We start from the raw sequence: 18606 nt of genomic DNA, 5'->3' as shown, positions 1-18606 counted from the left end.
AATTCGGTGGGGTGGGGGGCTGGTGGGGCGTAACGTGGAGGGCTCGCTTGACGGCCGTGGTGAGCATGCACCGCAGCGGACGTCCCCGCGCCGAGGGCCGCCCAGCGCCCGACGGAAACGCGGAGCAGCCGTTTCGAGCCCGCGAGGATGACCCGTGCCCGCACCAGATCTCGACCGCGAACTGGCCGACGAACGCCACCACCTCAGCGAGTCCCGCGCCGCCCTCGCCCGGATGCGCGGCCGCGCCGAGGCTCTCTTCTCGTCCGGCTCCGAGGTGGCCGGCGACTCGTTCGCCGCCGAGTCGCTCGGACGGCAACTGTCCAAGCGGGTGGCCGAGCTCGCCGACGACCCGACGACGCCGCTGTTCTTCGGGCGGCTCGACATCGACGAAAGCGCCTACCACGTGGGCCGCCGGCACGTCACCGATGACGCCGGCGAGCCCATGGTGCTGGACTGGCGGGCGCCGCTGAGCCGCAGTTTCTACCGGGCCAGCGTGCGCGATCCGCAGGGCGTGGCCACCCGCCGCCGGTTCGGGTTCGTCCGGGGTGAGCTGACCAGCTTCGAGGACGAGCACCTGGACCGTGGCGAAGAGCTCGGCACCAAGAGCCGGATCCTGACCGCCGAGATCGAGCGGCCGCGCGTCGGCCCGATGCGGGACATCGTCGCCACCATCCAGCCGGAGCAGGACGAGCTGGTCCGCGCCGACCTGGAGGACTCGATCTGCGTGCAGGGCGCGCCCGGCACCGGTAAGACCGCGGTCGGCCTGCACCGGGCGGCCTTCCTGCTCTATCTGCACCGCGAGCGGCTGCGCCGGTCCGGCGTGCTGATCGTCGGGCCGAACACGGCCTTCCTGTCCTACATCTCCGCGGTGCTGCCCGCCCTCGGCGAGATCGAGGTGCAGCAGAGCACCGTCGACGAGCTGATCGCCCGGGTGCCGGTCCGGGCCACCGACGACGAGAAAGCCATCCTGGTCAAGCACGACGTGCGGATGGCCGAGGTGTTGCGCAAGGCGCTCTGGGACCGGCTGGTCAAGCCCACCGAGCCGATCATGGTGTCGGACGGCTCGTACCGGTGGCGCATCGATCCGGAACCGCTGCGCCGGATCGTGGACGAGGCCCGGCGCGAGAACCTGCCGTACGAGGTGGGCCGCGAGCGGGTCCGCGCCCGGGTGGTCGGCCTGCTGCAACGCCAGTCCGAGTACCGCACCGGCAACTCGCCGACCGATGCCTGGCTGCGCCGGATGAGCAAGGTGGCGCCGGTGACCTCGTTCCTCGACACGTGCTGGCCCGCGGTCACGGCGACGGCGCTGGTGGTGGACGTGCTGGTCGATCCGTCCGCGGCGGACGGGATCCTGACCGAGGACGAACGCGAGGCGATCCGCTGGCCGAAGCCGCCGCGCACGGTCAAGGCGGCGAAGTTCAGCGCCGCCGACCTGGTGCTGATCGACGAGGCGACCGGGCTGCTGCAGCGCGAGACGAGCTTCGGGCACGTGGTGGTCGACGAGGCGCAGGACATCTCACAGATGCAGGCGCGGGCCATCGCGCGGCGCAGCGAGCACGGCTCGATCACGCTGCTTGGTGACCTGGCGCAGGGCACGGCGCCGTGGGCCGCCTCGGATTGGCGGGTCACGCTCGCGCATCTGGGCAAGCCGGACGCTGCCGTCGTGCCGCTGACCGTCGGTTTCCGCGTACCGGAGGCCGTGCTGGCTCTGGCCAATCGCCTGCTGCCGGCGTTGGCGGTGGATGTACCGGAGGCGGTTTCGCTGCGTCGCGACGGTGACCTGGTGATCACCGAGGTGGGCGAACCGTCCGATCTGGACGCCGAGACGCTGGTCGAGGTCACCGCGGCGCTCGGGCACGAGGGCTCGGTCGCGGTGATCGCGGCGGACACCGCGGTGGACCGGCTGCGCGCGCATCTCGCGGCGGCCGGCATCGACAACGCGGTGCCGGACGACATCGACACCGACGCGCGCGTCACGGTGGTGCCGGCCACGCTGGTCAAGGGCTTGGAGTACGACCACGTGGTGGTGCACGAGCCGGCCGACATCGTCGCGGCGGAGGCACGCGGCTTGAACCGGCTGTACGTGGTGCTGACGCGCGCCGTCTCGCGGCTCACGGTCGTACACGCGAAACCGCTGCCGGACGCGATCGCATGAGCTGTCAACTTTATGGCACAAACCTCTTTGACTTTATGCCGTAAAGTTCTTTGCATGGCACTCACCGACGATGACTTACCCCTCGGCGACCCGGCGGAGTCGCTCGCTCTGATCCAGCGCGAGCGGGCAAATCTCGTCCGCGACATCACCCCCGACCCACGGCTGATGCTCTGGCCGTGGGGCTTCGCCTGGCTGATCGGCTTCGGCGCGCTGTTCCTGCGCTACGGGCCGAACGGCCACGTCACCGTCGACCTGCCGAGCTTCGTGCCGCTCAACCTGTTGCTGCTCCTGATCATCGCGGCCGGCGTCGTGACCGGCGTGGTGGGCACCCGGCACGCGCGCATCCTGAGCGGCCCGACCTCACGGCAGGGGTTGTATTACGGCCTGACCTGGGCGATCTCGTTCGCCTGCATGGTGACACTGTTCAGCCTGTTCGCCGACGACCTGCCGGAGGAGAGGTCGAGCCTGCTCTGGGCGGGCGGCATGGTGGCGCTGGCCGGCGCGCTGCACATGGCCGGCGGTGCACTGTGGAACAACCGCGACCTGTTCTACCTGGGCGCCTGGACCAGCGTGATCAACCTGGTCGGCATCGTGATCGGGCCGGGCTGGCACTCGTTGATCGTCGCGGTCCTCGGCGGCGGCGCCCTGCTGCTCACCGGCCTCATCGGCTGGCTGCGGCTGCGATGAGCGACGGCATCGACCCGCAGGTCACCGAGCTTGACCCGGTCATTCACGCTCAAGCGAGGCTTCGCGTGGTGTCCGCCCTGTCCGTCCTGCGGGAGGACGACCGGGTCACCTTCCCGAGGCTGCAGGACTCCCTTCGCATGACCGCCGGCAACCTCTCGGTGCATCTGCGCAAGCTCGAGGACGCCGGCTACGTCGAGGTCACCAAGACCCATCACGGCCGCACCCCCACCACGCTGGTCCGGCTCACCCGCCGCGGCCGGCTCGCCTTCGACGAGTACACCGCCGCCCTTCGTGCCCTGCTCAACCCCTTGGAGGAGTCATGATCCTGGCCCGCACGGTCGAGGTGACCCGCCGCTACGGCGACACCCTGGCCCTCGACCGCGTCTCGCTCGACGTCACGGCCGGTGAGCTGGTCGGCCTGCTCGGTCCGAACGGCGCCGGCAAGAGCACCCTGGTCAACCTGCTCATCGGCATCCGAAGACCGACCTCCGGGGTGGTCGAGCTGTGCGGCGGCGATCCTCGCCTGCCGGCCTCGCGCCGATTACTCGGGGTAACTCCACAAGAAACCGGTCTGCCCGCCTCGCTGCGCGTCGGTGAGGTCGTCGATTTCGTACGAGCGCACTATGCCGACCCGATGACGCGAGACGAGCTGCTGGACCGCTTCGGCCTGACCGATCTCGTACGCCGGCAGACCGGTGGACTCTCCGGCGGGCAGAAACGGCGAGTGGCCGTCGCGCTGGCGTTCCTCGGCAAGCCGCGCATCGTGTTCCTGGACGAGCCGACCACGGGACTGGACGTCGAGGCGCGGCGGTCCCTGTGGGAGGGCATCCGGTCGTTCCACACCGACGGCGGGACGGTGGTGCTGACCAGCCACTACCTGGAGGAGGTCGAGGCCTTGGCCCAGCGGGTGGTGGTGATCGGGGGCGGCCGGGTGCTCGCCGACGACACCGTGCCGGCGATCCGTGGCCTGGTCGCCATCCGCCGGGTCAGTCTCACCTCCGACGCGTCGTTGCCTCAGCTGGACGGTGTGATCAACGTCGAGCGGGACGGCGACCGGCTGCACCTCATCACACCGGACTCCGACCAGCTCGTCCGCGACCTGGTCCGGCACGACGTCGCGTTCACCGACCTGGAGGTGCGTCCCACCTCGCTGGAGGAGGCCTTCCTCACCCTCACCGAAGCGCCGGCCATGGAGACAGCCCGATGACCTCGCTCACCCTGACCCACGCCAAGTTCCAGATCCTCGAGACCTTCCGCATTCCGATCGCCGTCATCGGCAGCTCGTTCTGGCCGGCCGCGTCGATGCTCGCATTCGTGGTCCCGTTCGCCGGCGACGATCCGCAGGGCGCCACCTACGCCACCGCTTCGATGATTACCTTCGCGGTGATGAGCACAAACCTTTTCCAGTACGGCATAGGAGTCTCCGAAGACCGCGTGCAGCCCTGGGATCCGTACGTGCGTACGCTGCCGGTCGGTGCTTTTCCGCGGTTTGCCGGGCGCATCATTTCGGGCCTGTGCCTGATGGTGTTCGCGCTGCTTCCGGTGGTGCTGATCGCGGCATTCCTGACCGCCGCCACGGTGACGCCACTCGAATTCCTGGCCGCGGCCGGGGTGACCGCGTTGATCGCGGTGCCGTTCATCCTGATGGGACTCTCGATCGGCTATTCGCTCCCGTCGAAGGCGGCGATCGTGGTCGCCCAGGTGCTGTTCTTCCCGCTGGCCTTCGCGGGCGGGCTGATGACCGCGCCGGGCGGCGCCCCGGGATTCGTCGAGGATCTCGCGCCCTACCTCCCCACCGGCGGCGCGGTGCGACTGATGTGGGCCGCCGTCGGCGACTACCCCGTGAGCCTCGGCTCGGTGGCTTCGCTGATCGCGTGGACCGTCGTGCTCGCGGCAGTCGCGGCATGGGCCTATCGACGCGATGAGGGTCGTCGTTTCAGCTAGAACTTCGACACTTAAGCCTGTCCAAAGACGCGCGGTGCGACGATGCGCCGATGACCGCATCGGGTGCGCCCACGTGGGTGGACCTCGGGACCGCTGATCTCGAGGACGCGCGGCGCTTCTACACCACGCTGTTCGGCTGGACGGCGGAGATCTCCGGCGACGAGTACGGCGGGTACACGACGTTCCTGCTCAACGGGAATCCGGTCGCCGGGGCCGGTCCGCTCTACGGCGAGGGCCAGCCGACGGCGTGGAGCACGTACATCGGCACCGACAACGCGGACGACGTGGCTGCCCGGGTGGTGGCCGCGGGCGGTCAGGTGCTGGTGCCACCGTTCGACGTGACGGACCAGGGCCGGATGGCCGCGTTTCTGGACCGTACGGGCGCGCCGTTCAGCGTGTGGCAGCCGGGCACGATGCGCGGTGCCACGGTGTTCGATGTGCCGGGCGCGCTCACCTGGAACGAGCTGAACACGCGGGACCTGCAGGGTTCGATGGCGTTCTACGGCTCGGTGTTCGGCTGGGGATTTCGCAACAGCACGATGGACGGGCTGCCGTACGTGGTGGCGAAGGTCGCCGAGACACCGGTCTGCGGCATCCAGCCGATGATCGGCGACGAGTGGCCGGACGACATGAGCCCACATTGGATGGTCTATTTCGCGGTCCACGACTGCGACATCTCCGCCGGCACGGCGCTGCAACTGGGCGGTCACGTCCTGCAGCCGCCGACCAGCCTGCAGGTCGGGCGATACGCCGTACTGGAGGATCCGCAGGGCGGTTATTTCGCGATTCTCGCGGGCCATTCAAGGTGAGTGGCGGCGCGTATCCGCGCCGCCACTCATCGGCCACCACAGCCGAAATCAGATAGTGGTCGTCTCCAACGGGTCTCCCTTCACAAAAGTGGCGCCCGTGTGACTACCCGGGCGGCTGCCGCCCAGCTTATTGCGCATGTGGACGGTAAGCAGCCCATGGTTGAACGTAGTCTTGGCCCGTGTGGGATCAGCGCCACAAATATAGTTCCACGAGATTTTATTGCCGCGCCGAGCAATCAATTCGCGCAGGCAATTGGCGCACGGCAATCCGTGTTGTTCGTCGCCTTACTTGCCTGCGTCGCCCTGCTTGCCCGCGTCGACAGCGGCACCCTGCTTGTCGGCCTCGGGCTCGGCGTCGCGTTCCTCGGCGTCGGCCTCGGCATTGGCCTTCGCCTTGGGCTCGACGTCCGCTTTGTCCGCGTCAACCTCTAGCGCGTCGACCTCGAGCGCGTCGCGTTCGACCAGCTCGGGCTCGGCGACGGGGTCGGCCGCCCGGTCGCCGGTCGCGGCCGCCTGCTCGTCGCCGGCCAGGGCCGCGCGCAGGCGCTCCTTCTCCGCCGTGCGGCGGGAAGCGGCACCGGCCAGTTGCTCGCCCATCTTGTTGCGCCAGTCGGCCAGCAGGAAGTACGACAGCACCGCGGAGATCACCAGCGCCAGCATCGCCTTGACGAAGATGTTGAGCGGGATCGGCACGATGATCATCAGCAGGAGCAGCACGACGAACAGGCCGAGCCGGCCGAGCGTGTACTTGACGGCGGGACTCATCTTCTCTTCTCTCCTAGCCCGCCCGGTGGCCGAGCCACCGCAGGCCGTAGAACCAGACCAGGCAGTAGACGATCGTGCAGGTGGCGGCGCCGAGCATGCCGCTGAACAACGACGGGAAGCCGAACTGGCCGGACACGAAACCGGCGACGCTCAGTCCCAGCGCGACCCCGAAGCCGGCGGCCAGGGCGGCGGCGATGATGCGGTGCCCGCCCCAGCCCGCGGCCCGGAACTCCTCAGTGAACAGCCAGACCGGCAGGATGATCGCGATCCATCCGCTGGCGTCCCCGAAGTCCGAGATGTGCACGAGCGACAGCACGGCCTGGAAGACGAGCAGCACGACGCCACCCACCACCAGGCCGGCGAGGGCGGTGCCGAGAAGATCGCCGACGGTGGCCAGGCGTCCGTTCGCGTCGCGGCGCGGGCGTCGCGCACTCTTCGTGTCGGTCATGACAGTCCGAGAGTACGCCCAGGCACCGCGTCCCTTATGCCCAGACCTGCTGCGGCTCGGCCCGGCGGTCGGCCTGGGCCTGCGGCTTCGGGTATTCCCGGACCACCTCGTACTTCGTGTTGCGCTCGACCGGCTGGAAACCGGCGTCCCAGATCAGGTTGAGCAGGTCCTCACGATGCATGGTGGTGGGCGTCCCGTACGAGTCGGCGTCGTGGGTGATCTTGTATTCCACCACCGAGCCGTCCAGGTCGTCGGCGCCGAAGTTCAGCGAGAGCTGGGCCACCGACAGGCCGTGCATGACCCAGAAGCACTTGACGTGCGGCACGTTGTCGAGCATCAGGCGGGAGACGGCGAACGTCTTCAGCGACTCGGCCGGCGCCGCCATCGTGGTGCGCTCCTGCAGCCGGTTGCGGACCTTGCCGTCCTGCGAGTCGACGAAGTCGTGCTGGTACCGCAGCGGGATGAACACCGCGAAACCACCGGTCTCGTCCTGCAGCTCGCGCAGCCGCATGACGTGGTCGACCCGGTGCCGCCGCTCCTCGATGTGGCCGTACAGCATCGTGGCCGGTGTCTTCATGCCCTTCTGGTGGGCCAGCCGGTGGATGCGCGACCAGTCTTCCCAGTGGGTGTTGTGGTCGACGATGTGCTGCCGGACCTCCCAGTCGAAGATCTCGGCACCGCCGCCGGTCAGCGACTCGAGACCGGCGTCCATCAGCTCGTCGAGGATCTCGTCGGCGGGCAACCCGCTGATCTTCTCGAACCACTGCACCTCGGTCGCCGTGAAGCACTTGAGCTTGACGTCCGGCAACGCGGCCTTCAGCTCGCGCAGGACCTTCGGGTAATACCGCCAGGGCAGCGACGGGTGCAGGCCGTTGACGATGTGCAGCTCGGTGAGCTGCTCGTCCTCCATCTCCTTGGCCTTGGCGACGGCCTCGTCGATGCGCATGGTGTACGCATCCTTCTCGCCCGGTTTGCGCTGGAACGAGCAATATGCACAGCTGGCCGAACAGACGTTGGTGAGATTCAGATGCCGGTTGACGTTGAACATCACCCGATCACCGTTCATCTCGGTGCGCTTGTGGTGCGCGAGGCGCCCGAGCCAGGCGAGGTCATCGCTGTCGTACAGCGCCTCACCGTCCTCGCGAGTCAGCCGCTCACCGGCATAGACCTTCTGCTCCAGCTCGCGCTTCAGTCCGGCATCCATGGGCGCCCCTCTCCGTTCCTCGGGGTCGAGGGTACGACCACCCACCGACAAGATCACCCGGCCGGGTCGGCCGAGCGGCCGGGGTCACGATGATCGTTCGCACGATTCCCAGCGTTCTTTCACCTCCGATCAATCGACAGTCTCCGAGCGTTGCGGTAAGCATTTAGGGGGACGGCAAGCGGCGATACGTCCGACGTCAGAGACCGGGGAGTTCATGGCAACCGCACGATTCGCAGCTCGGCAGTCGCGCTCGGCGCGCCCTTGGTGGCGCCCGGTCGTCCTCACGGCCGCTGCCGCCGCGATCGCCGCACTGTTCACGCCGATGCCCGCGTTCGCCGGCGCCCCGGTCGCGCCGCGGTTAGCGCCGGCCCCGCCGGTGCCCGCCGTGCAGTCGGTGCCGGACACCGGCTCCCGGCCGATCGTCGCCGGCACGTTCGTGATGCCGGGCCAGCAGTCGCCGACCCCGGGCACACCGACGCCGACCCCGACGACCACCACGTCGTCCAGTCCCGTCGTGCAGAAAGCCGAGAAGGGCCGCGCCGAGATCGCCACCCTCGGCGATCAGCTGATCGCGCTCGGGCAAGAACGCGATCTTGCGAAGACCCAGAGCGAGGCCGCCCAGGCGAAACACGCCAAGACGCAGGAGACGCTGCGACAGGCACAGTCCGCCGCCAGCGATGCCGCGGCCGCCGCGATCCGCGAGGCCGCCGCGATGCCGCCGGGCTCCTTCGACCCCGGCCTGATGGGCCTCGACGACCTGGCCCGCATCCAGCGTGGCGACGACTCGGGTCAGGGCGCCGCCGCCCAGCAGCTCGCGAACGCTCAGCTCGACGAGCAGGTCGCCCTCGACGAGGCCTCGCTGGCCGAGAAGAAGTACGACGATCTCGTCACGCAGTACGACAAGCTCAACGCCGACATCGGCAAGAAGGAAGCCGCTCAGCAGGCCTACGAGAAGGCGCACGCCCCCGAGCTGAACGCCGCGCAGGCCGTCGAGAACGCGACCGACAACTCGCTCGCCAACAAGTATCTGTCCGGCTCGGAGGCCGGCCGCAGCGCCGATCCGCGCGCGGCCCAGGCCCTGCAGTACGCATTGCGCCAGATCGGCAAGCCGTACGAGTGGTCCGAGGAGGGCCCGGGTTCGTTCGACTGCTCCGGCCTGATGTGGGCGGCTTACCGCAGCGTCGGCGTCTACGACCTGCCCCGCGTCTCCCGCGACCAGTACTGGGCGACGCGCGACAAGGTCGTCGACCGCTACTCGCTGCTCCCCGGCGACTTGATCTTCTTCAGCTACAGCAACAGCTGGGAAGGCATTCACCACGTCGCCATGTACGCCGGCAACGGCATGATGGTCGAGGCCCCGCGCACCGGCTTGGATGTCCGGTTGACCAAGGTCCGCTGGTCGCAGATGTTCCAGGCGACCCGGGTTCTCGGCTCGGTCGAGGGCGTCACCCAAGGACCAGACCTCAGCCACATCACGCCGGACGACAGCAACACGGCCGGCGGCGGCTCCACGACGAGCCCGTCCACCAGGCCGCCGACGAGCCCGTCATCCAAGCCGCCGACCAGCCCGACGTCGAAGCCGCCCACGACGCCGACCTCGAAGCCCCCGACGAGCCCGTCCTCGAGGCCGCCGACCACGCCGACCTCGAAGCCGCCGACGTCGGATCCGACCACCAAGCCGCCGACGTCGGACCCCACCACCAAGCCGCCGGCCACCGAGGACCCGACGACCACGCCGACGCCCGACCCGACCACCGAGAGCCCGTCCGACGGCGGCTCGAGCTCGGGCGGCTCGGACCCGAGTTCGAGCTCGGCCGAGGCGACCGAGCACGCGACCTCGTCCGCCGCGTCGGAGGACAAGGAGTCGTCCGCTACGCCGTCCGGGTCCAAGTGACATCCTCCGGGCGGATAGGGTAAAACCGCCTTTCCGGTGGTCAGCGCCTGGTAGCGGGCGCAAACGGGTTGATGCCGGGTGTGCTCACGAGCGCGGATATGGCACGGTTAAGGGCAGCGCCCGGCGTCCGAGCCAGCGGCACCCGGCGGTCTGGAGGACGGATGGACGAGCGGCAGTCGACACCTAGCAGCGACGAAACGAAGCCGGCTGCAGCGGGGTCCGCCGCAAACGAGGACCAGGAGGGGTACGCCCCGCCGCCGCCCCCGGCTCCGGGAGCGCTCTGGGCCTCGTCGTCGCCGTCGGCCGCCCCGGTCAGTGGCCCCAGCGGCCGCGCGTCGGTGTCTGCGCCTCCCGAGCAGGACGACTGGTTCAGCAAGCCGCCCACTTCGAAGGCGTCCGGCTCCGCGTCCGTCCCGGTGTCCTCGGCGCCCGCTTCCGGCTCGGCCTCCGCCGCGCCGACCTCCGCGCCACCTTCGACCAGGGCATCCGCACCCGTTTCTGCCGCACCGGCCTCCACGCCGCCCTCAGCCAGGGCATCAGCCTCCGCGCCCGTCTCCGCCGCACCCGCCTCCACGCCACCCTCAGCCAGGGCATCAGCCTCGGCACCGGTTTCTGCCGCACCGGCGTCCGCGCCGCCCTCAGCCAGGGCGTCAGCCTCCGCGCCCGTCTCTGCCGCACCGTCCGTTTACGGCGCGCCGAGCTCCGCGCCGGCGTCCGGGGAGGGGCGCGTCACCGGGTCGGCCAAGCCGGTCAGCCCGGGCGCTCCGAAGTCGACTCCCACGTCCGCGCCGACGTCCGGCCCCGGACGGGTGACCGGGTCGGCGAGGCCGGTCAGCCCGGCCGCCGGGCGGGTGCCGGAGATGGTCGACGGCTCGTCCCGCAAGCTTTCCGCCGAGCCCGCGGCCGGCGCCGCCCGCGCCAGCGTGCCCCCGAACGGGGCCGGCCGGGGCGAGCCGATCAAGGCCACCGAGCCTCGGCCGGAGCCGTCCGAGCCCGAGCCTGGAAAGCCGGAACCTGATAAGCCCGAGCCGGGCCGTCCCGAGCCGGGCCGTCCCGAGCCCGGCCGCCCTGAGCCCACCCGCCCCGACGAGCCGCGGCCGGTTCCCGTGCCGGCGCCGCCGCGCCCCGAGCCGGGCAAGCCGGAACCGGGCACGCCCGAGCCGATCCGGCCGCCGGACCCGTTCCCGGTGCCGCCGTCGCCGAGCCCGGTCCCGGGCCCCCGGCCGGGCCCGTTCCAGCCGCCCACCCCGACACCCACGCCCGGACCGGCTCCGACGCCGCCGGGCCCCGGGCCGGTGCCCAATCCGGGCCCGCCCGGTCCCGTGCCGCCGGGCCCAGGTCCGTCGCCGGTCCCGCCCGGTCCGGGCCCCTCACCCGTTCCGCCCGGCCCGGGTCCGTTCCCGGTGCCGCCCGGTCCGGGTCCCAGCCCGGTGCCCAACCCGCCGGGGCCGAGCCCCGTCCCGGGCCCGCCGCAGCCGATCTTCCCGCCGCCCCCGTCGATCCCGGCGGCCGACCCGACAATGCCCATCGCGACCGGAGGTTCGGTGCCGGACCAGACTCAGCCCATCCGAGTGCAGAACCAGACGCGTGGCCGCGTGGTGACCGGCGGTGGCGCGCTGTCGGACGGCGGCAACGGCCTACCGGCGTACACGAAACCGCCGGTGACCGGCTCACGCACCCCGACCACCTCGTTCGGGGTCGGCGGTTCGGCTTCGAGCGGCTCGACGTTCGGTGCGACCTCGACCGCACGTCAGGCCGGCGTCGAGGATGATCCGAACGCCACGATCGCCGTCCCGCAGCAGCGCAATGTGCCGGGGGGCACGGTTTACGGCACCGGCGGGTACGACGTGATCGACATGACAGTGCCGGTTTCCACCAACGCGGCAGTGGAGAATTCGGGTTCGCTCACCGGCCACATCCTGGCGCAGGGCTGGGGTGACGAGATCGTCGACCGGCGCCGCAGCAATATGAAGGTCGCCATCGCGATGCTGGTGGTTCTGGGCCTGCTGGTCACCGTGAGCCTGGTATTCCTGCTCACCGCGGGCAGCGCCTTCACCGACATGATCTCCGGCATGTTCAGCTGAGTTTGTCGAAGTCCACCTCAGCCCCTAAGCTTGCGCAGTTGCGGCCGGGGGTGAGGGTGCCCACTGGCAGCGCGGAATGCGGTCGGCGCTCTCAACGTTGAGCCGTACACTTATGACAGTTACTGACGCGGCGTGCCTTCAAGAAGCACGCCACGGGCGTTCTTGCGGGCATTTCAGCGGTCGGCTCTCGGTAGCCGCGGCGCGCCTTTCGCGAGCATGCGCCCCCGTAGAGAGGTTCTCTTGACCACTTTCGCTGATCCCAGCACGTTTCCGTCCGTCTTCGAAACCCCTGATTCATCCGAAAGCACTCCCGCGGTGGAGGAAAGCGCTCCCGCAGCCGAGGAAACCCCTGCCAAGGTGGCCAGCTTCGCCGACCTGGGCGTGCCCGCCGAGTTGATCCGCGTCCTCAACCGTGAGGGCATCACCACCCCGTTCGAGATCCAGGCGGCGACCATGCCGGACGCGCTGGCCGGCCGGGACGTCCTGGGCCGCGGCCAGACCGGCTCCGGCAAGACGCTGGCGTTCGGCCTGCCGCTGCTGGCTCGCGTCGCGCAGGGCGGCCGCGCCCGCCCGCACTACCCGAAGGCGCTCATCCTGGTTCCCACGCGGGAGCTGGCGATGCAGGTGGCCGACTCGTTAATGCCGTTGGGCCGCGCGGTCGGTGTCTTCCTGAAGACCGCGGTCGGCGGCGTGCCGTACGACCGGCAGATGGACGCGCTGCGGCGCGGCGTCGAGGTGATGGTCGCCACCCCGGGCCGGCTCGCCGACCTGATCGAGCGGGGCGCCTGCAAGCTCGACGACATCGAGATCACCGTGCTGGACGAGGCCGATCAGATGGCCGACATGGGCTTCCTGCCCGAGGTCACCGAGCTGCTCGCGAAGACGCCGAACGGCGCCCAGCGGCTGCTCTTCTCGGCCACTCTGGACGGCGACGTCGATACCCTCGTCAAGCGCTTCATGCACGACCCGGTGACGCACTCGACCGCCCCGGCCGAGGCCAGCGTGTCCACGATGGATCACTACCTGCTGCTGATCCCGCCGCAGGAGAAGTTCCCGATCACGTCGTGGATCGCCAACCGGGAGGGCAAAACCATCGTCTTCGCCCGCACCCAGATGGGCGTCGACCGGCTGGCCGAGCAGCTGGCCGCGGTCGGTGTCCGGGCCGGCGCGCTGCACGGCGGCAAGACCCAGCGGGTCCGCACCCGCACCTTGGCCGAGTTCAAGGAGGGTCGCTCCAACGTTCTGGTGGCGACCGACGTGGCCGCGCGCGGCATTCACGTCGACGGCATCTCGCTCGTGGTGCACGTGGACCCGCCGAAGGACCCGAAGGACTACCTGCACCGGGCCGGTCGTACGGCTCGGGCCGGCGAGTCCGGCGCGGTGGTCACCCTGGTGCTGCCGAAGCAGCGTCGCAGCACGCAGCAGATGATGGCCAAGGCCGGCGTCCGGCCGGGCGAGGTCCGCGTACGCCTCGGCGACCCCAAGCTGTCCGAGGTCACCGGCGCCCGCGAGCCGAGCGGCGTGCCCGTGATCGAGGAGCCGGAGCCGCGTCGCGAGCCCCGGCGCGGTGGCGGCCGCTTCGGCGACCGTTCCCGTGGTTCGTGGGGTGACCGTCCGCGTGGCCCGCGCGGTGACCGTGGCGATCGCGGTGACCGTGGTGGTGACCGCCCGCAGCGTCCGTTCGAGGACGGTGCGCAGCGTTCCTTCGGGGACCGTCCGGCCGGTGACCGCGCCGAGCGTGGCGGTTTCGGCGACCGTCCGCGGGGCGACCGCAACTTCCCGCCCCGCAACGGTGAGCGCGCCGGTGGCTTCCGCCGCGACAACCAGCGCAACGACCGTCGCGACGGCACCCGGTTCAGCCCGCGTTCGGCCCGCACGTACTGATCCGAATCGGTCGTTAACGAAGGGCTCCGACACGCTACCCGCGTGCCGGGGCCCTTCGTGTGCGGTAGAAAGGGGCAATGCGGCCACTGCCCACCTCGGTGTTCTGGAAGCGCAAGGACACCCCAGGTTCCGAGCACGCCCTCGTCGACACCTCCGCGGGCCTCTACGCCCGGGGCACCGCTCTCGCGGTCGATCCGATCCCGTACACGTGTCATTACGAGCTGCAGACCGAGCCGTCCTGGGCGACCGCCCATCTCGACGTCAGCGCCGAGGGTGCGGGCTGGTCACGGAGCGTGCGGCTGGAGCTGGCGGCCGGACGCTGGCGCGCCACCACCGCCGAGCAGGGTGATCTCGACGCCGTGTTGTCGGCCGCCGGGCATGCCGGGGCCGCCTTGCCGGGCATCGAGGATCCCGATCTGCTGTACGGGGCGTTCGACGTGGACCTGGGCGGCTCGCCGCTGACGAACACGTTGCCGATCCGCCGGCTGAGCCTGCTGAAGGCCGAGGCCGGGGTGGCGCACCGGCTGAACGTGGCATGGGTCCTGCTGCCCAGCCTGGAGGTGGTGCAGGCGGACCAGATCTACACGCCGCTGGGCGACGGCCGGGTCCGCTACGCCAGCGAGACCTTCAGCGCCGACCTGGCCGTGGACGACGACGGCTTCGTGATCGACTATCCGGGCCTGGCCGAACGCGTCTCCTGACCGCGCAAATCAGCCCAGACCGGGCTGCGGCCGGTTCTCCCACTTCGTGGACAGCGCGATGGCCGTACGCGTGGAAGCAACCCCCGGGGTCCGATTGATTCGCACTATGAGTTGTTCCAGCTCCGCGATGGTTCCGACACGCACGATTAGCTGGTAAGACTCGACACCGGCCATGAAATAGCAGCTCTCGACCTCGGGCATGGCCCGCACAGCGGCCAGAACGTCGTCGGTGTCCGCGCCGGAGTCTTCGATGATTCCGATGAGCGCGGTAACACCGAGACCTAACGCTTCGTGGTCGACGTCGGCACGATAACCACGGATCGTGCCGGCTGCCTCAAGCTTTCCGACCCGCTCGTGCACGGCCGGGGCGGAGAGCCCGACCTTGCGCGCAAGCTCCGCATACGACGAGCGCGCATTCTCCCGTAGCAGGTCGATCAGCTGGAGGTCGATGGAGTCCATGGTGAGACCCTAATCGGGTGGCAGTTTGCTACTCACGTCCCCTAGCTGCATCTCGGCGGCAGGATAACGATCACTGTCGCAAATAGGGCTATTTCCGCATTCCAGGGACTCGGTTCCGGGGCAATGCTCTAATGGCTGTACGTCCCGATCGAGCACGCCGACACTCACCGTGATCACGGCCGCTCCAACAGACCGACGCGAGGAGGGGGTTGTGGACACTGGAGATCGTCTGCTGACACCGGGCGAGGTGGCCGCGTTATTCCGCGTCGACCCCAAGACGGTCACGCGATGGGCCGCCGCCGGACGCATCGGCAGTATCCGTACTCCGGGTGGCCACCGCCGATTCCGGGAATCCGAAGTACGCGCCTTGCTCGAAGGCGACGTCGTCGAGGAAATGCGCGAGGACGACGCCGCCAACCGGCCACGCAACCAAGGTCCGAGCAACCCGGGCATGGGTTACGGCCCGCCTAACGGGTTGCGCTGAGCGTTCAGCTCGCCCTGCCAGCGGATCAGCAACGTGTGCGGGACGCTCAGCGCGTCCAGCACCTTGCCGGCCACGAAGTCGACCAGTTGTTGCGCGGTCGCCTGAGCTCCGGCGCCGTAGAAGCCCGGGCTGGCCGGTAGCACCACCGCGCCCGCGTCGTGCAGCGCGATCAGGTGCTCGAGATGGCTGCGGGTAACCGGCGTCTCCCGGGGCACGACGACCGTGCGGCGCCGCTCCTTGAGGCTGACCTCGGCGGCCCGCTGCAGCAGGTCCTTGGACAGTCCGATGGCGATCCCGGCGCAGGCCGCCGTGCTCGCCGGGACCACCACCATGCCCTTCGCCTGGTACGAGCCGCTGCTCGGGCCGGCGGCCAGGTCGCCGACCGGCCAGTAGGTCAGGTCGCCGAGGTCGCGGGCCAGCCACGTGGCGACGTCGTCCTTCCAGTGCGCGTCCCGGATGGTCGCGCCGGTCTCGTCCAGCAGCGTGAGCCGGGCCGCCCGGGAGACGATCAGGTCGACCGACTCCCCCGCGTCCAGCAGCGCGGACAGCACGGCCCTGGCGTAGGGCGTGCCGGACGCCCCGGAAACACCGATGACCCACGGTTCACGCATGCAACAAGTGTGCCCTCTCGGCACCGCCGTGGGAGACCGGACTCCGGCAAGGCCTCCGATACGGGGAAGGACGAGGATCGAATTCGGTCGCCCGGGTTTACAAGAGGGCCAGGTCGAGCACCGTGAAGAGGAACAGCGCGATGCCGACGAAACCATTCGCCGTGAAGAACGCCCGGTTGACCTTGGACAGATCGGTCGGTGTGACGACCACGTGCTGGTAGGCGAACGCGATCGCGGTGATCAGCAGGCCCACCCACCACAGCCAGCTCAGGCCGACGAGCTGCCCGAACCACACAAACAGCGCGAAGGTCACCACGTGGGTCGCGGTCGAGATCCACAGCGCGGCCGGGATGCCGAAGCGGGCCGGCGTCGAGTGCACGCCGATCTTGCGGTCGATCTCCACGTCCTGGCAGGCGTAGATGATGTCGAAGCCGCCGATCCACAGGCCGACCGCGGCGCCGAGCACCCAGGCCGGGCCGGAGCCGTGGAACGTGCCGGTGATCGCCAGCCACGCCCCGACCGGCGCCACGAACTGGGCCAGCGCCAGCACGTAATGCGGGAAGCTGGTGAACCTCTTGGCGTACGGGTAGATCACCAGCGGGATCACGGCGAGCGGGAAGAGCGCCAGGCACAGCCAGTTCAGCAGGCCCGCGGCGACGGCCATGACGACCAGCGAAAGCAGCGCGCCGGTCCACGCCGTACGCAGGCTCACCGCGCCGGTGACCAGCTCCCGGCCCTGAGTCCGCGGGTTCAGCGCGTCGATCTTGCGGTCCAGGATGCGGTTGGCGGCCATCGCGAACGTGCGGCCGGACACCATCGCCACCGTGATCAACAGCAGGTCGATCCAGTGGATGCCGGTGTCCAGGCGGTCCAGGGCCACCAGCGCCGACAGGTACGCGAAGGGCAGCGCGAACACCGAATGCTCGATCTTGACGAGATCGAGGAACGACTTGACCCTGCCCGGCTTCTCCGGAACCGCGACGACCGCTGCTGTCATATTCCGTATTCCTTCCAGCGCTTGTCCACGAGCGCCACCACCTCGGCCGACATGGTCATCTCGTCCGGCCAGCCTCGGGTGTAGCCCTCCGACGGCAGCTTACGGGTGGCGTCGATGCCTGCTTTCCCGCCCCAGAACTGCTGATACGAAGCGTGGTCGAGATGGTCGACCGGACCCTGGGTGAGCAGCAGGTCACGGTCGTAGTCGACGTTGCCGAAGGCACGGAAGGCGACCTCACCGTAGTTGTGCACGTCACAGTCCTCGTCGACCACGACGATCAGCTTGGTGAGCGACATCAGGTGCGCGCCCCAGATCGCGTTCATGATCTTCTGAGCATGCTTCGGGTACCGCTTGCGGATCGAGACGATCACGCAGTTGTGGAAGACGCCGGCCTCCGGCATGTCGTAGTCGACGATGTCCGGGATCAGCATCCGCAGCAGCGGCAGGAAGATCCGCTCGGTGGCCTTGCCCAGGCCGTGGTCTTCCTGCGGAGGCTTGGACGTGATGATCGAGTGGTAGACGGGCTGTTTGCGCATCGTCATGGCCTCGACGTGCAGCACCGGGAACGGCTCGACCGGCGTGTAGAAGCCGGTGTGGTCGCCGAACGGGCCCTCGGGATGCCGCTCACCCGGCTCGAGATAGCCCTCCAGCACGATCTGGGCCTGGGCCGGCACCTGCAGCGGGACGGTCACGCAGTCGACCATCTCGACCCGCTCGCCGCGCAGGAAGCCGGCGAACAGGTATTCGTCGATGTCGCCGGGCAGCGGGGCGCTCGCCGCGTACGACACGACGGGGTCGCAGCCGATCGCGATGGCCACCGGCAGGCGTTCGCCGCGGCGCTCGGCGACCGCGTGGTGGGCCGTCGAGTCCTTGTGGATCTGCCAGTGCATGCCCAGCGTGTTGCGCGAGTGCTGCTGCAGGCGGTACAGCCCCAGGTTGCGCTTGCCGGTCTCGGGGTGCTTGGTGTGGGTCAGCCCGAAATTGTGGAAGATGCCGCCGTCCTCCGGCCAGACCTGCAGGCCGGGCAGCCGGTTCAGATCGACCTCGTCGCCGCGGAGCACGACCTCCTGCACCGGGGCGGACTTCACCTTCTTCGGCGGGACGGACTTGAGCTGCAGCACCTTGCCGATGCCCTCGCGGATGCCGGACCAGCCCACCGGGAGCTCGGGTTTGACCAGCGCGCCGATGCGCTCGCCGATCTCGTCCAGCGACTCGACGCCGAGGGCCATCGCCATCCGTTTCTCGGTGGCGAACAGGTTGATCGCGACCGGCATCTCGCCGCGCGTGGGCCGCTCGAACAGCAGGGCCGGGCCGCCCGCGCGAACCGTACGGGTGACCACCTCGCTGATCTCCAGCGTCGGATCGACCGGCACGGTGACCCGGCGCAGCTCGCCGGCCGCCTCGAGCGCGGCGAGGAAGCTCTGCAGATCTTCGAACGGGAATCCACGAGGCGCCATGGCCAACAGTCTTCCGCACCGGT

The 18606-nt window shown here is 69.7% G+C and carries 20 protein-coding genes; 11 read left to right on the top strand and 9 right to left on the bottom strand.

Annotated features, from left to right (window positions below; genetic code table 11):
- Positions 1-154: 154 nt before the first annotated feature.
- Genes HH310_RS24620 through HH310_RS24595 form a run of 6 tightly spaced genes read left to right on the top strand, consistent with a single transcriptional unit; the run spans position 155 to position 5595 of the window.
- Positions 155-2155 carry an AAA family ATPase gene (locus HH310_RS24620; RefSeq protein WP_169177997.1) on the top strand — a complete coding sequence of 667 codons (2001 nt, stop codon included), beginning with the start codon at positions 155-157 and terminating at the stop codon, positions 2153-2155.
- 54 nt (positions 2156-2209) lie between these two features.
- Entirely contained in the window at positions 2210-2842 is a 633-nt protein-coding gene (locus HH310_RS24615; RefSeq protein ID WP_169177996.1) for a transporter, read from the top strand.
- Complete coding sequence (locus HH310_RS24610) at positions 2839-3165, top strand: transcriptional regulator (protein WP_169177995.1); 327 nt, start codon at positions 2839-2841, stop codon at positions 3163-3165. Before HH310_RS24615 ends, HH310_RS24610 begins: the two co-directional genes overlap by 4 nt.
- The gene (locus tag HH310_RS24605; protein WP_169177994.1) at positions 3162-4049 is read left to right on the top strand and encodes an ABC transporter ATP-binding protein; all 888 of its coding nucleotides are present in this window, start codon (positions 3162-3164) and stop codon (positions 4047-4049) included. The genes HH310_RS24610 and HH310_RS24605 overlap by 4 nt, the downstream gene beginning before the upstream one ends.
- Positions 4046-4786: an ABC transporter permease gene (locus HH310_RS24600; RefSeq protein ID WP_169177993.1), complete on the top strand. Its 741-nt coding sequence runs from the start codon at positions 4046-4048 to the stop codon at positions 4784-4786. Before HH310_RS24605 ends, HH310_RS24600 begins: the two co-directional genes overlap by 4 nt.
- A gap of 50 nt (positions 4787-4836) precedes the next feature.
- The gene (locus tag HH310_RS24595) at positions 4837-5595 is read left to right on the top strand and encodes a VOC family protein (RefSeq protein ID WP_169177992.1); all 759 of its coding nucleotides are present in this window, start codon (positions 4837-4839) and stop codon (positions 5593-5595) included.
- A 285-nt stretch (positions 5596-5880) separates the two neighbouring features.
- On the opposite strand, the gene HH310_RS44070 is transcribed toward HH310_RS24595, so the two are convergent.
- From HH310_RS44070 to mqnE, 3 genes are read right to left on the bottom strand one after another with little or no spacing between them, the layout of a single operon-like run.
- Positions 5881-6360: a DUF4229 domain-containing protein gene (locus HH310_RS44070; RefSeq protein WP_248294369.1), complete on the bottom strand. Its 480-nt coding sequence runs from the start codon at positions 6358-6360 to the stop codon at positions 5881-5883.
- A 13-nt stretch (positions 6361-6373) separates the two neighbouring features.
- The gene (locus HH310_RS24585) at positions 6374-6808 is read right to left on the bottom strand and encodes a hypothetical protein (RefSeq protein ID WP_169177991.1); all 435 of its coding nucleotides are present in this window, start codon (positions 6806-6808) and stop codon (positions 6374-6376) included.
- A gap of 34 nt (positions 6809-6842) precedes the next feature.
- Positions 6843-8012, bottom strand: a complete 1170-nt coding sequence (mqnE, locus tag HH310_RS24580; protein ID WP_169177990.1) for an aminofutalosine synthase MqnE — start codon at positions 8010-8012, stop codon at positions 6843-6845.
- Positions 8013-8226: 214 nt separating this feature from the next.
- Here mqnE and HH310_RS24575 point away from each other — a divergent pair, with 214 nt between their 5' ends.
- Positions 8227-9906, top strand: a complete 1680-nt coding sequence (locus tag HH310_RS24575; RefSeq protein WP_169177989.1) for a C40 family peptidase — start codon at positions 8227-8229, stop codon at positions 9904-9906.
- A gap of 40 nt (positions 9907-9946) precedes the next feature.
- Here HH310_RS24575 and HH310_RS24570 read toward each other — a convergent pair whose 3' ends face one another.
- Together HH310_RS24570 and HH310_RS44910 are read right to left on the bottom strand one after the other, a co-directional pair.
- Positions 9947-10480: a hypothetical protein gene (locus tag HH310_RS24570; protein WP_169177988.1), complete on the bottom strand. Its 534-nt coding sequence runs from the start codon at positions 10478-10480 to the stop codon at positions 9947-9949.
- A gap of 111 nt (positions 10481-10591) precedes the next feature.
- Positions 10592-11164: a hypothetical protein gene (locus HH310_RS44910; RefSeq protein ID WP_169177987.1), complete on the bottom strand. Its 573-nt coding sequence runs from the start codon at positions 11162-11164 to the stop codon at positions 10592-10594.
- A gap of 286 nt (positions 11165-11450) precedes the next feature.
- Between HH310_RS44910 and HH310_RS24560 the strand changes: the two genes are divergently transcribed.
- The 3 genes from HH310_RS24560 (at position 11451) to HH310_RS24550 (ending at position 14575) form a co-directional block, all read left to right on the top strand.
- Positions 11451-11990 (top strand): hypothetical protein, encoded by a 540-nt coding sequence (locus tag HH310_RS24560; protein WP_169177986.1) that lies wholly within the window; start codon positions 11451-11453, stop codon positions 11988-11990.
- Between the two features lie 240 nt (positions 11991-12230).
- On the top strand, positions 12231-13874 hold the full coding sequence (locus tag HH310_RS24555; RefSeq protein WP_169177985.1) for a DEAD/DEAH box helicase: 1644 nt from the start codon (positions 12231-12233) through the stop codon (positions 13872-13874).
- A 77-nt stretch (positions 13875-13951) separates the two neighbouring features.
- Positions 13952-14575: a putative glycolipid-binding domain-containing protein gene (locus HH310_RS24550; RefSeq protein ID WP_211192565.1), complete on the top strand. Its 624-nt coding sequence runs from the start codon at positions 13952-13954 to the stop codon at positions 14573-14575.
- A gap of 9 nt (positions 14576-14584) precedes the next feature.
- Here the strand turns inward: HH310_RS24550 and HH310_RS24545 are convergent, their stop codons facing one another.
- Positions 14585-15034 carry an Lrp/AsnC family transcriptional regulator gene (locus HH310_RS24545; RefSeq protein ID WP_169177984.1) on the bottom strand — a complete coding sequence of 150 codons (450 nt, stop codon included), beginning with the start codon at positions 15032-15034 and terminating at the stop codon, positions 14585-14587.
- A 211-nt stretch (positions 15035-15245) separates the two neighbouring features.
- Here HH310_RS24545 and HH310_RS24540 point away from each other — a divergent pair, with 211 nt between their 5' ends.
- Positions 15246-15518, top strand: coding sequence for a BldC family transcriptional regulator (locus HH310_RS24540; RefSeq protein ID WP_169177983.1), 273 nt, complete (start codon positions 15246-15248; stop codon positions 15516-15518).
- Here HH310_RS24540 and HH310_RS24535 read toward each other — a convergent pair.
- From HH310_RS24535 to HH310_RS24525, 3 genes are all read right to left on the bottom strand, one after another.
- Positions 15491-16129: a UbiX family flavin prenyltransferase gene (locus HH310_RS24535; protein WP_169177982.1), complete on the bottom strand. Its 639-nt coding sequence runs from the start codon at positions 16127-16129 to the stop codon at positions 15491-15493. The two genes, HH310_RS24540 and HH310_RS24535, sit on opposite strands and share 28 nt — an antisense overlap.
- Before the next feature lie 97 nt (positions 16130-16226).
- Positions 16227-17126 (bottom strand): menaquinone biosynthesis prenyltransferase MqnP, encoded by a 900-nt coding sequence (mqnP, locus tag HH310_RS24530; protein WP_169177981.1) that lies wholly within the window; start codon positions 17124-17126, stop codon positions 16227-16229.
- A complete protein-coding gene (locus tag HH310_RS24525; protein WP_169177980.1) occupies positions 17123-18583 on the bottom strand; it encodes a menaquinone biosynthesis decarboxylase in 1461 nt (486 codons plus the stop codon). The genes mqnP and HH310_RS24525 overlap by 4 nt, the downstream gene beginning before the upstream one ends.
- Between the last annotated feature and the right edge of the window lie 23 nt (positions 18584-18606).

The sequence above is a fragment of the Actinoplanes sp. TBRC 11911 genome, from assembly GCF_012933445.1.
In the GTDB taxonomy this organism is placed as follows: Bacteria; Actinomycetota; Actinomycetes; order Mycobacteriales; family Micromonosporaceae; genus Actinoplanes.
This window is presented reverse-complemented; position numbering and strand designations above follow the sequence as displayed.